We start from the raw sequence: 11,988 nt of genomic DNA on the forward strand, positions 1-11,988 counted from the left end.
GGTAAGCTATCTTGCCCTTCCGATCATCAAAGCATGATAGTTCACGACGCGTAGACCTCTTGGAGTGGCATGCTGATAAAATATTTCCTCTACATCTTTTAAGCATTCCTGCCACACGATTTTCTTCAGCGATTCCTTCTGGCCAAAACATTTCTTAATCAGTACATCCTCGGGGGTCAACAGATATTCAACCTCTTCAAATATCCGCAGTTCAATTCGCTCCAGATTGCTTTCGGACATTTGGCTTTCAAACTTCGCCGTAATATCCTCCAAGTAACTGTCTGGATGTGGTGAATACAACCCTGGAAATAAACTTCTAAGGCCTCCATCCGTCCCACAGTGGTATAGCCCCAACGCAGTACCGCCAGGCTTTATAATCCGATGGCCCTCCTCCATTCCCTTGTGGAATAGCCATGGACCTTTCTTTGTGTAGATGACGTCAAAGGAGTCACCGGAAAAAGGCAATGGCTTGTTGGCATCTACGACAAGAAATTTTACAGATTCGCTGGCACCCTCATTTGCTGTTGCTATGTATTTCTTATCGACGTCGATTCCCATGATTTCTTTTGCTCTATGGACAAACGTCTTCGTAAATTCACCGTGGCCGCAGCCGACGTCTAAAACCCTCGCGTTCTCATGGAGAAAAGCCGAAATTTTCTCCGTAAAAATGACTTCCGCACGCGGCTCGTCAAACACAGATTTCCAGGGGTACTTGTATCCGCCGCTTTCCAATGCCAAATTTGCATGCCACTCAGCCGTTTGCGGCGGGATCCAATCGGGATGTTTCATTGGGTCAAATAGTAATTTCGGCAAACCAACAGCTCCTCTCGAAAATATCCATTACTATGAATACGGGGAAATATTCAAGCGGTTTCAGTTGAGCTATTCTGCCAGTAGCTTAATGGGGCATCGCGAGTATTGTCCGTAAAGGTATATCTTTAGGGACACTTCAAATAAATAGATTTCACTCTCCCTAAAGGTGTTTATTTTATTTTAAAAACGTTTATAATATATAATATACCTTTACAAACTTCGGAGGGCGGCTATGAGGACATTCACGAGGGAATATGGATATGCTAGGGTATCAACAAAAGATCAGAACGAAGATAGACAGGTAACAGTGCTACGAGAACAGGGCATTCCGGATGAATACATATTTATTGACAAGGCCAGCGGAAAAAATTTCGACCGGCCTGAATATAAGCTCCTGAAGCGTGTTTTGCGTGAAGGCGATATCTTGTTCGTTAAGTCTATCAATAGGTTTGGCCGTAACAAGCAAGAGATCCTAAAAGAGTGGCAATGGTTGATTGATGCCAAGATACACGTTGTTGTGATCGACATTCCTATTCTTGATACAAGAAAGTATGAAGACCTGGAAGGGATCGGTCAGCTCATTATGGATTTAGTCCTTCAGATTCTGAGTTGGCTGGCTGAAGAAGAACGTAAAGGGATTAAACAGGCACAAGCTGAAGGGATTGCTGAAGCAAAGAAGAAGGGAAAACACCTGGGACGTCCGAAGATCAACCTGAATACTCTTACGCCTAGGCAAAAGGGCATCCTAGATGCGGAGTATCCGCGCTGGAAAGATAATGAGTTATCCGCTGTAGAATTTATGAAGAAGCTAGAGCTGAAAAAAAACACTTTTTACAAGATTATAAGAGAGTATGAAGATCATTTGCATTTTCTTTTAGGTGTTTAAGGTGATTATATTTGGTAATATAAATAAAAAATCATTGTACGGGTCAGCAATTATATATTGACGTTTTATGAAGGACTGTAGTTGACGTTCACACAGAGATGGAGGTTGCGTAACATGGAGCGTATAACGATATCAGAGTTGAATGAAGCTTTAGTAAAGGCTACAAAGTCATCCAGGGAAAAGGCGAAAAAAAATGGAGTAGCGATTGTATACGAAGAAAATGAAAAAATGATCAAAGAATATCCTGATGGAAGAAAGACTCAGATTATTTACGAGAATGGTGAGCAAAAGGAAATTGAATACAAATGAGTAAACCCGTCATGACGGTTTTTGCTGGAACCAACGGAGCAGGGAAAAGCACTCTTACAGAGCAACTTGCTAATCGGGTTGGCGAAATTATTGATCCAGATGCCATAGCGAGAACGATTAATCCTCAGCATCCAGAGTCAGTTTCCCCTTCAGCAGGAAGGGAAGCTATAAAACGAGTGCGTCAGTGTATCCAGGATGGAAAAAGCTTTTCCATTGAAACGACACTTGCCGGTAAGAATGCAATACGTCAGATGGAGCAAGCTAAAACTGCAGGTTTTGAAATCAATCTGTATTTTGTGGGCCTTAAAAATGTTGAATACCATATCCAACGGGTGAAAATGAGAGTGGAACAGGGTGGACATGATATTCCGGAGGAGGATATCCGGAGACGATATGATCGATCCATTGGGAATCTACCCGAGGCGATGAAGTTGGCAGACCGTTCCTTTGTATTTGATAACACATCAAAATTTAGGTTGGTTTTGGAAGTCGATAAAGGGAGAGTTCAGACGATATCTAAAGATATTCCTGAATGGGTTAAACGCTCTTTTTTAAAAGACAGGGAGAATGAAAAGGTTCAGAATCAAATGCCTACAATTGAAAAGCAGGATAAAGGAAGAGAATTAGAGAGATAGTTTTTATCATATCGTTCTTTCCTCTCCATCATATACCTCGCGGAACAAAACGGCGTCTTGGTCTTCACCGGTCAATTGAAAACATAAAAAAACAAGCAGGGGCTTGAGCTGAAGTTGTTCAAGTCCCTGCTTGTTTAGTTTGGTATCTTTCCTACGAACTTCTTATGAATACTCTTAAATTTTCCATGGAAGAGTTATCATACTTAACTTGATAACCCGTTCAGAATTAATCCTCAAACAACTCGTTCATTAAATCATCTATTTCTTTTCTTTTGTTCTGTGTATCTGCTTTTGATAACGCCAATCCCTTTGCCTTGGGAATATAAAATCAAATGAGGGGGATAATGTCGTTAAGAGCGATTCAGCAAATTTCATGATTCAAGATGCACTTGTATTTTGAAGTGAATAATTCCTGTATTCATTTTCTAACAAATTAAAATTATTTGAGATTTTCGAATAGAATGTGTTACCTTTTAAAACATCTTGGTATAATTCATGGGCTCTCTGGCGTATTGCTTCCTGATTGGCTACTATAAACCGGTATTCTTTTTCAAGTAGAACACGATACTTTCGTTCTTCTAAACTAAAGTCGATTCTTTCAATTTCCGTTGGTATGATTGGAAACATGTTATTAAGATGAATTACAGATATTTTTTCATTTGGATTAGAGCCATAGATCTTAAAAATTGTTTTATTCCAAGTTTTAATACGGTCATATTTTTCTGGTTTATATGAGGATAACGGGGCAAAATATTGATGAATTCCAATATTTATGATTACACCAATATGCGGCTTAACTCGATTAGGATAATTGCTATGTATTTTCGGCTCAATAGTTCTTAAATAAGAAAGGTAACTATCTGTAATTTTATAAAATTGAAGCTTGTCCTCTCCCATCTCTTTTCCCCCTTGTAATTCCTTGCAAAACAAAAAGACGGTGAGCAATTCACCGCCTTTCGTTCGCACTCATGGTGGCGAAACACCAATTATATCGTTCGCACTCATGGTGGCGAAACACCAATTGATCGTTCGCGTCTCATGGTGGCGAAACACCAATTGTATCGTTCGCGTCTTATGGTGGCGAAACACCAATTGTATCGTTCGCGTCTTATGGTGGCGAAACACCAATTGTATCGTTCGCGCCTTATGGTGGCGAAACACCAATACGTCCTAACACTTATTGTGTACTTTATTGTACCAAAGAAATAAGGTGAATTCAAGAAAATCAATAAAAAAGCAGCTTTTTAGGTATGTATCAAACATATTAGTGGGATTACCGTTGAATATTGTGCTGCAGCCCACTATCCCGTATTGCCATCTAAATGTCTAACAGGAAGTTTTTCATTAACAGACATTTCTGCAAGAAAAGATCATTTATCCTTATCAGTAACGTATCCAATGGATACTTAATGAAAATATATATCATTAACTCCATGCATCAATCGTTTTATTTATTTTTTTCTGACTCGATAAACTCCCTGTGATTACGTGTTCCATGACCATTGGAAGCGTTATGTATACTTCTGGACTACGTTTATCGAGATATCTGCAAATGTGACGAAGCTGTTCTTTTCTTTTCGGATCTAATTCCCTGATGATCCCTTTGCTCAAAACCGAGAGCATAATGCTTTTCCGTTCTAATGCCGTTTCGATCACGTACCCCACAGCCATTTGAAGAGAACAGTCCAGTGCAAAGGCCAAGGCTGCAAACCTTTCGTGCTCAAAATTATAAAAACGCATCGCCAGCCGGTACTTCTCTCCTTCAAAGGTCATCCGGAATGGCTTGTTACCAGCTTGTCCTAAACAATATTGGTAATCATCAACGATAAAATCTCTCCGGAAATTGAGTTTGATGACATCCAGGAGTTCTTTCGATTTCAGTCCTTCCCTGGCCAACATTTCTCCGACCGTTTTTAACGGAAGATCACACACATAACTAATCCGAGCGACTAACTCATAAGCAGCTGCACTTATATATGGAGCAACCGGCCTTTTTTTATCACATCGTTCTTTCCTCTCCATTACCATCCCCCCTAATTTTTATGGAGCAACAGCCGTAACACTGTTTCGGTGTTGCAGACTTAATTTATATATATGAGGGAGTAGGGTAGAGGTATGCATGATTTTCCATGTGTCAATACTAAGACCATGGGAGGGATTTAAGGTGAAAATTAGTGATAAGGAAGCTCAAGAGTTGATTAGCGCTATTATTAAAACTGCTGAGGATAATGGTTTGAAGATTAGAAAAAAACCAAAAAAATAGAAGACAATAAGATTGTCTCCTAACAGATGCACTTGCTCTAATACCGCAAGCCTTAGTTCCTGCAGCCCGATTAAGAGCTGCTTTTTTAATGGAAATTACTCATGAATTTGCTTTGCGATATCCATCAGTTCATCAATTGTGGCAGTGTTTGAAATTATACTGAACAGGTGGTCATTTGTAATCAGATGCACAACTTTTCTAACTTCCCCGTCGACATACAGCGTTGATATACCATTAACTTCTGTTATTTCAACCGTTTCAAGGGAGTAATCTTCTTTTAAGCTCTCAATGACATATGGGATATCTTTTGTCGCATCAGTTTGGTGTACAAGTATTTCGTCTCCATCTGCAGATTTGAATGAGGACGTAATATGAAGTCCGTACTCCTTCTGTACTGCTTGGACATACTCTTGAGTCAATCCTGTAGATTGAAGAGATGCTATATCGCCTGAAAGCGGAATATGTATATCCGCTGCCGGTATATCTGTAATATCAACCAACCCTTCAGGCGGTACCCCAGGACCAACTGTTGTTTCTGGTTTAATTTCAATTGTTTCTTGACCTGTAGATACAGAATCATTCACAACTGAACTGTTAGTGTTTTGCTCGGTCGGTGAAGACGCTTCAACTGCATGATTTTGTCCTTCTTGCTCTGCCTCAGAAGCATATGAATAGTAGGCAAAACCACCACCGCCAAGAACCAGTGCACTAGCTAAGGCTGTAATAGCTAATTGTTTTTTCATAGGAAATCCTCCTTTTAATAAACTCTTCCAGAATTTACGATACTATGATTGCTTTTATACTTCAGGTAGTAATTTAAAGTTGAAGTACTACCACTAGAATGAACATAGGTTACATAATAGGTTGAACTATAGGGTGACCGAAATTCAAACTCGTAATCAGTCACTAAAGTGGAAACATATTTATTCATTGCATTCCAACTCCCTGATCCTACTACCCCATCAGCAGTCAAACCTTCTCTACTTTGAAAAGCTTTTACTGCTGAAGTTACCCCAGAACCAAAACTACCATCGATCGTCCCTACAGTACTTTGATATCCCGAAGCCCATAAATTAGATTGCAAAGCGCGTACATATCCTCCGGTTGATCCTTGTCTTAAAGTTGGCCATCCGCGGAAATCATTATCTGCGTGCGCTTGACCGGATATCCCAAGACTACCAACTAGTGCTACGGATGCAAGGGTTAGTGACATAATAGACTTCAATTTTTTCTTCAATTCAACTTACCTCCCTTGTAGTTTAGGTATCTTGTTACTCATATATATAAACACCAAAAAAAAGAAAAGGTTGGTAATTATTTGGGATTTTTGTGAATTTAATAGAGTCAATCAGCGTATCCTGCAAATTGGAATATTCATACGGCTGTTCTTCATCCCTGTTGGAGCCAATTTCATCTGCGGGAAGGTAGATGCATATCTAGATAACGGATGCAGCGAACATAGCAGAACAGCACCCTCCGCTTTATGAGCGAGGGGTGCTGTCTTGATGGTCATTCATATTCAATAGAAGAAACCGACCATTTGCATCATTTTAACCGTGACATCAAATTTTATGTCAAATTCCAAAGTTGCGCATCTATCTTTTCATGCTGCTGGACTCAATTCAACTCAGCTTCTGCCCACAATTCGGACAGAAGTTTGCCCCTTCATTCTTTGCACCGCAGTTCGGGCAGAAATTGGGCTTTTTGCTTCCTTTAGAAGGGGATGCAGCCGCCGGGGCGGATGGCTCCTTCGCAGCCGGAGGTTGTTGGCTTTGATTCGAATTGTTTTGGTTCTGGTTCTGATTCATATTTTTCATCATTTCATTAGCCATGTTCATCCCCATCATCATGCCGGCCATATCCGAAGCCGCACCGCCGCCTTGCACCTTGCCGGATGCGATCCCATCCGTCATGCTCACCTGCTGGTATTTTTGCAGATTGCCGATCATTTCATGGGAAGCCGTCTTGGTGATCATATCCTGAATTTCCTTCGGATAATTGAAGCTCATCACCTGGAAGCCGGTGATCGTGATCCCGTTGTCCATCACTTCCATGTCAAGGTCTTCTCGAATCCCTCTCGCGATATCGGAAGCGTTCGCCTGCAGATTAAACATGTCCTTGCCTTCGCGGCTGATCCATTTCATCAACAATTGATCGAGCACCGAAGTGATCCGGATCTTAACGTCCTCAACTAAGTAGCTTTCTTTCATCCCGGCTATTTTGTCGATCAGCGTCACATAATCATTCACTTTAAAATTGAACGTGCCGTTGGCACGGATCGGCATACCGCCCGGAAGCTGCGGCGTCGGAATGAGGACCGGATTCTGCGTCCCCCATCTGACAGTGAATTCCTTCGTGTTAACGAATAGGACTTCCACGCGCATTCCGCTGTTAAAGCCAAATTTAAATCCCTTTAAAGTAGAAAGGAACGGAATGATATCGGAATCGATGCTATATACGCCTTCATCCTCAAAAATCCCCTCGATCTTGCCGTTATTGACAAAAATCGCGTCCTGACCGGAGCGGATGACCAGCTTACTCCCTTTTTTAATCTCCCGGTTGCTCCATTTCCAGAAAATCATATCGTCCCTAAACTCTTCCCATTCCACGACGTTAGAGAATTGGTTCTTGAAAAATCCCATCGATGTTATTCATCCCTTCCCTTAAAATTTCCCGCTGCTGCTGCTATGCGAATGGCCGCCACTGCTGACGCCGCCTTCGCCTCCGCCGCCCGAGCCGCTGCTCGTGTTGCGCTCGATCTTCTGCTTTGTTACCGTTGTTCTAATATAACGGTCCTCTTGGTTTAGTATCCTCGATGTGCTGGTATCCTCATAGGTTCGACGATCGACCGTCACCCGTCCGCCGGAACGGTAAGCCATGACACCCACGGCGATAGCGCCGATGGCAGCGGCAGCTCCCAGCTGAAACCAAATGTTAAACAGAATATTATCCGGGTTCACGTCGGGCTCAAAGCCCATATACCGATGAGCGGTTTTGATGTATTTTTCAAAAGCCTTTTTATAATCGCCGCTGGACAAGTCCGGCGTAATCTTGCTGCGTATTTTATCAAGCCTGCCGCCGTCCAAGTACTTTTCGGCCTTATAATAACCTTCCAAATGCACATCGTGGGTATCTAGTACTACGGTCAAAATAACGGTATTGCCGTGCGGCTTATCATACCCGGGTGCATACTCATCGTAAAAGTTTTCCGTCCATGTCTCAACGGCATCATTTTCAACGCGGTTAGTAGTTAGTATCATGATGTCTGTCTCACGTTCAGCACCATACTCATTCGCCATCGCATTCAACTCATCCCGCTCTTCCGGACTGAGCAGATTGGCTTCATCAAAGATTAATGGCTTATCATCCGCAGCTCTAGCGATCCCGGAGGGAACCGCCAGATGTACAGCCAGTAAAAATAAGACCGTCCATAATACATATCGTCTTCTCACAGGAAACCTCCTCCCATCGCCCAGGAGATCAGCTTCAATGACAGTAACGAGACACCCGAAATGCCTGCAAACCACGCAGCCACTTTTGCTTTGCTAATCGGTGGTTTGCCGACCACTTTTCCCGTCTGGCCATTCATGGCAAAGGTATGCTCCGATTTATTGTAATCATAGTGCACCATCCATACCGGAAGAAGGACATAATCGGCCTGTTTCAAGGTGGTATCGATTCGCTTGTTGGTATAATTCACGGTTGTGTATCCTGACACCGCGGACGAAATATACGAATCAATGTAGGAGCTGATCTTATCCTTGGCCCGCGGAAGAAGCTGCTCTTCATCATGGCTGTATTTTTCGGCAATATACCCGGCGAGATAAGGCGTCTTGAATTCCTTCAGCTGCTGATAGGGAAAAGGCTCCAGCTTATCCATCAGCTCATCGTTCATTTTCTCCGAAGCATCGATCGGCACCTTCACATAGTTCAAGCGAATCTTCCGGTAGATATCGAAATGCTGGGTCTCCGTGTACTGGTAATCTCCTTGCGTGTAGGTTCTCACCTTGGTGCCGTGGCCATGAACTTCAACCCGATTATGTAACTCATACAGCCAAAAGGGTACATAGATCCCGGTAATCTCCTTGATCCGATTCGCTGTCATAAATCCGCTTGGCGTCAGAAGGCCATTCCTGCACCATTTCTTGAAAGCCTTCATCGCTTCTTCCTTGGTAATCGAAAACGGGATGACCATGACCGGAGCCAACTCACCGCTCAGCCGGTCGCTGAGTACAACGGCGGATCCACAGAAGCTGCAAGTCGTGGCGCTGGTTTCGGGCTCTGTCACGATGACGGCCCCGCAGCTGTTGCAGTGATACTCCTTCACTTCGTTCTCGACGAAAACCTGCTTTTTCAGCGGGTCGGGAATTTCCTCGATATTATCTTTTCTTCCGCAGCTCGGGCAAGACAACATTCCTGTATCGCCGTCAAAAACCATGCTGCTGCCGCAGTTCGGGCATTTGTATTCGATAACCGGCATTTCTTCACCTCGATAACAATGAAATGATTATTCCTTCTTTTTCAGCTTGTCTTTGATTGCTTCCAGTTCATCCTGGGCAGAGGGAGTCTCCATTGGAGCAGCTCCGTCCTTCTCCATATTCTTCTCCAATTCAGCGATCAGATCGTCCAGATCGTCTTCCTTCGCTCCGGAGCGAAGCTCGGCCAGGGCCAGCGCTTCATCCAAGGCACGGTTTGCCTTCTCTTCCATCGTGTTGAATGCCGCATTCGCACCGCCCGAGGATGCATGGCCCGCGTTTATATTCTGCTGGACTTTGGCAGCCGCCATCTTCCCTTTCAACTCCACATAGCGAGCTTCCAGCTGACTCATGTCCGACACCAGTTTATCCTGCATTTGTTTCATCCTGACGGCGTTTGCGGAAGCCGATTCGTAGGCTGCCTGCAGTTCGCTAAGCTTCTCGGCCTGAGCCGCTTTTCGCTCTAGGAACCTCAGGGCATCGCCTTCATTTCCCGCTTCCACGGCCTTCTCCGCATATCGCTGCAGCTTCTTGATCTCGCTACTGCACTCATCAAGCGCCCGCTTCGCTCTTCGCTCATCCGAGAGCACGGAAGCCGTCTCCGCTTTCACCTTACCCAAGTCCGTATTCAAGCTGCGCATATAAGTATCAACTGTTTTCTCCGGATCTTCCGTCCGATCCAACAGCGCGATCACATTCACCTTCATAACATCCTTAAACCTCGATAAGATTCCCACCATGAGTGTCCCCCTCGAAAAGTTTACATTTAAACTATAATACCCTATATACCGACAAAAGGTTTCAATTGCCGAAATTCGATGGAATATATGTAAATTTATTGCTATGGAAAAACAAAAAAATACCCTCCGACCCAATGATCGGAGGGTGTATATATTAGATATCATCCCGAATCTGGATACGCTTCTTACCGGGATTCGGCTGCTTCGGTATTTCAAGCTTAAGGACTCCATCCTTCAGGGAAGCGACAATTTGATCCTCGGCGATGTTCTGCACGTAAAATCTGCGCACATACTCGCCATAACGGCGTTCCTTCCGGACGATTTGCTGCTTCGTATCCTCTACGCTGTGATCCTCTTTGCGAACGGCTTTGATCGTTAAGTAAGGGTCAGCGTAGCTGATTTCGATGTCGTCCTTTTGAAAGCCTGGAAGTTCCGCCTCAACCAGATAAGCGTGCTCCGTCTCTTTAACGTCTGTTTTGAAAGACATCATCGAGCCTTTGAACGGTGCAAACGCCTCATCTTGAAACGCATCGTTAAAGACATCGCGAAATGACTTCACCAACTGTCCGAAGGCATCCTCTCTGCGCTTTCCAAATGGCATCAAATCAAACATCATAGATTTCCCCTTTCTTATTTGACCTTGTTTGACCTTACGCCTTTATTATATGCCTTGCACGCATTAATGACAAAACCGATTATGAAGAAATCAGGACTAAAATAGCGTATTTTCGGCCGATTTTTTGAATGAAGGGGTATCGATCTTTCGATTTGACCTTTTTTGACCTTTAGACTATATTGTATCTACCGTCATCAAGCAGCCTGGATCGCGGCGAATCTTGGGATCATGAAAAAGGCACCCTAAGGGGTGCCTTTCACATTATATATGGGAGCCTGAGGATAGTCGATACATCATGAAAGATTGCCTCGACACCGTCTTTTGCGAGAGCAGCAAACAGCTGAGGTTATCGTTTATTCACAATACGATCGATTTCACTTTTCAACAAAAGGTATCGATGCACGCTTCTCATGATCGGAACTTTGGTCAGCTTATTCTGATCGACATAGCTTTTCATTTGATCTTTGGACAAACCTAATAATTGACCTGCCTCAGAAACGGTTAATACTTCTTCATTACTGGTTGCATTAAACGTTTTTTTCACCTTTAAATTCCAATCTTCGAATACCTGCATGAGATCTCAACCTTTCTTTAACGCTACGAATAAAACAAAATGGTGAAGGAGCCGCGAGAGCTACTCCCTACGATTTGGTATCCTTGCGCTGATTCTTACGGTAAAGCTTGATTTGCTGATCCGACGAAACAAGGATCGGCAGGATTTTGTTGCTGCTGACCATGGACGACGCGCACTGTGAACAAACGGGAACTTCCTTGAACGAGAAGCTATCTCGAATCCAACCGTTACACCCTTCCTTCGTACAAGACCAGATCGCGGTCATCTCTTCCGGCAGATTTTCCAGTGGTTTATTCCAAGAATATGACAATGAACTTCCCCCTTAGCTACATTTTTAACGCCTTCATGCTGGTTGAGTTCTATTATAAAAAAAACCCCAAACGGTACGTTTGGGGATCTTTTCTCGAATCTACAGTTTTACAACGTTCTCGGCTTGCTGTCCGCGGTTGCCTTGAACTACGTTAAATTCAACACGTTGTCCTTCATCAAGCGACTTGAAGCCGTCACCAGTGATTGCACTAAAGTGTACGAATACGTCTTCGCCACCTTCAACCTCGATGAAACCAAAGCCTTTTTCTGCGTTAAACCATTTTACTGTTCCTGTTTGCATAGAAACACCTCCTAAATTTATATGATTTTCTCATTTTTGGTTAAAAAACAAAAAATTCACATATTGC

Annotated in this window: 16 protein-coding genes; 3 read left to right on the top strand and 13 right to left on the bottom strand. The window is 43.3% G+C overall.

Translation table 11 applies throughout. From position 1 onward, the window contains the following. Window positions 1–6: 6 nt before the first annotated feature. Window positions 7–813, bottom strand: coding sequence for a class I SAM-dependent methyltransferase (locus ACPV3A_RS09185; protein WP_426199122.1), 807 nt, complete (start codon window positions 811–813; stop codon window positions 7–9). A gap of 232 nt (window positions 814–1,045) precedes the next feature. Here ACPV3A_RS09185 and ACPV3A_RS09190 point away from each other — a divergent pair, with 232 nt between their 5' ends. The 3 genes from ACPV3A_RS09190 to ACPV3A_RS09200 all read left to right on the top strand — a co-directional run bounded on the left by ACPV3A_RS09190 (window position 1,046) and on the right by ACPV3A_RS09200 (window position 2,643). Beyond that, window positions 1,046–1,699 carry a recombinase family protein gene (locus ACPV3A_RS09190; RefSeq protein WP_426199124.1) on the top strand — a complete coding sequence of 218 codons (654 nt, stop codon included), beginning with the start codon at window positions 1,046–1,048 and terminating at the stop codon, window positions 1,697–1,699. Between the two features lie 114 nt (window positions 1,700–1,813). Then, on the top strand, window positions 1,814–2,008 hold the full coding sequence (locus ACPV3A_RS09195) for a hypothetical protein (protein WP_426199126.1): 195 nt from the start codon (window positions 1,814–1,816) through the stop codon (window positions 2,006–2,008). Next, the gene (locus ACPV3A_RS09200; RefSeq protein WP_426199128.1) at window positions 2,005–2,643 is read left to right on the top strand and encodes a zeta toxin family protein; all 639 of its coding nucleotides are present in this window, start codon (window positions 2,005–2,007) and stop codon (window positions 2,641–2,643) included. Before ACPV3A_RS09195 ends, ACPV3A_RS09200 begins: the two co-directional genes overlap by 4 nt. Before the next feature lie 378 nt (window positions 2,644–3,021). Here the strand turns inward: ACPV3A_RS09200 and ACPV3A_RS09205 are convergent, their stop codons facing one another. The 12 genes from ACPV3A_RS09205 to ACPV3A_RS09260 all read right to left on the bottom strand — a co-directional run bounded on the left by ACPV3A_RS09205 (window position 3,022) and on the right by ACPV3A_RS09260 (window position 11,921). Continuing rightward, complete coding sequence (locus ACPV3A_RS09205; RefSeq protein WP_426199131.1) at window positions 3,022–3,540, bottom strand: type III toxin-antitoxin system ToxN/AbiQ family toxin; 519 nt, start codon at window positions 3,538–3,540, stop codon at window positions 3,022–3,024. A 528-nt stretch (window positions 3,541–4,068) separates the two neighbouring features. Then, window positions 4,069–4,665, bottom strand: a complete 597-nt coding sequence (locus tag ACPV3A_RS09210; protein WP_426199133.1) for a hypothetical protein — start codon at window positions 4,663–4,665, stop codon at window positions 4,069–4,071. A 336-nt stretch (window positions 4,666–5,001) separates the two neighbouring features. Next, window positions 5,002–5,649 carry a DUF4367 domain-containing protein gene (locus ACPV3A_RS09215; protein WP_426199135.1) on the bottom strand — a complete coding sequence of 216 codons (648 nt, stop codon included), beginning with the start codon at window positions 5,647–5,649 and terminating at the stop codon, window positions 5,002–5,004. A gap of 14 nt (window positions 5,650–5,663) precedes the next feature. Beyond that, window positions 5,664–6,143, bottom strand: coding sequence for a peptidoglycan-binding domain-containing protein (locus ACPV3A_RS09220; protein WP_426199137.1), 480 nt, complete (start codon window positions 6,141–6,143; stop codon window positions 5,664–5,666). Between the two features lie 385 nt (window positions 6,144–6,528). Continuing rightward, window positions 6,529–7,548, bottom strand: a complete 1,020-nt coding sequence (locus ACPV3A_RS09225) for an SPFH domain-containing protein (protein ID WP_426199139.1) — start codon at window positions 7,546–7,548, stop codon at window positions 6,529–6,531. 21 nt (window positions 7,549–7,569) lie between these two features. Then, a complete protein-coding gene (locus ACPV3A_RS09230) occupies window positions 7,570–8,358 on the bottom strand; it encodes a TPM domain-containing protein (protein WP_426199141.1) in 789 nt (262 codons plus the stop codon). Next, window positions 8,355–9,386 carry a TFIIB-type zinc ribbon-containing protein gene (locus ACPV3A_RS09235; protein ID WP_426199143.1) on the bottom strand — a complete coding sequence of 344 codons (1,032 nt, stop codon included), beginning with the start codon at window positions 9,384–9,386 and terminating at the stop codon, window positions 8,355–8,357. Before ACPV3A_RS09235 ends, ACPV3A_RS09230 begins: the two co-directional genes overlap by 4 nt. 27 nt (window positions 9,387–9,413) lie before the next feature. Continuing rightward, window positions 9,414–10,118 carry a PspA/IM30 family protein gene (locus tag ACPV3A_RS09240; protein WP_426199213.1) on the bottom strand — a complete coding sequence of 235 codons (705 nt, stop codon included), beginning with the start codon at window positions 10,116–10,118 and terminating at the stop codon, window positions 9,414–9,416. A gap of 157 nt (window positions 10,119–10,275) precedes the next feature. Then, window positions 10,276–10,734: an Hsp20/alpha crystallin family protein gene (locus tag ACPV3A_RS09245; protein WP_426199215.1), complete on the bottom strand. Its 459-nt coding sequence runs from the start codon at window positions 10,732–10,734 to the stop codon at window positions 10,276–10,278. A 349-nt stretch (window positions 10,735–11,083) separates the two neighbouring features. Continuing rightward, the gene (locus ACPV3A_RS09250) at window positions 11,084–11,311 is read right to left on the bottom strand and encodes a helix-turn-helix domain-containing protein (protein WP_113059088.1); all 228 of its coding nucleotides are present in this window, start codon (window positions 11,309–11,311) and stop codon (window positions 11,084–11,086) included. 67 nt (window positions 11,312–11,378) lie between these two features. Continuing rightward, window positions 11,379–11,621 (bottom strand): cold-shock protein, encoded by a 243-nt coding sequence (locus ACPV3A_RS09255; protein WP_100539735.1) that lies wholly within the window; start codon window positions 11,619–11,621, stop codon window positions 11,379–11,381. A gap of 99 nt (window positions 11,622–11,720) precedes the next feature. Then, the gene (locus tag ACPV3A_RS09260; RefSeq protein ID WP_006207692.1) at window positions 11,721–11,921 is read right to left on the bottom strand and encodes a cold-shock protein; all 201 of its coding nucleotides are present in this window, start codon (window positions 11,919–11,921) and stop codon (window positions 11,721–11,723) included. Window positions 11,922–11,988: the final 67 nt, after the last annotated feature.

It is taken from the genome of Paenibacillus sp. Dod16, from assembly GCF_049893405.1.
Classification (GTDB): Bacteria; Bacillota; Bacilli; order Paenibacillales; family Paenibacillaceae; genus Paenibacillus_AQ.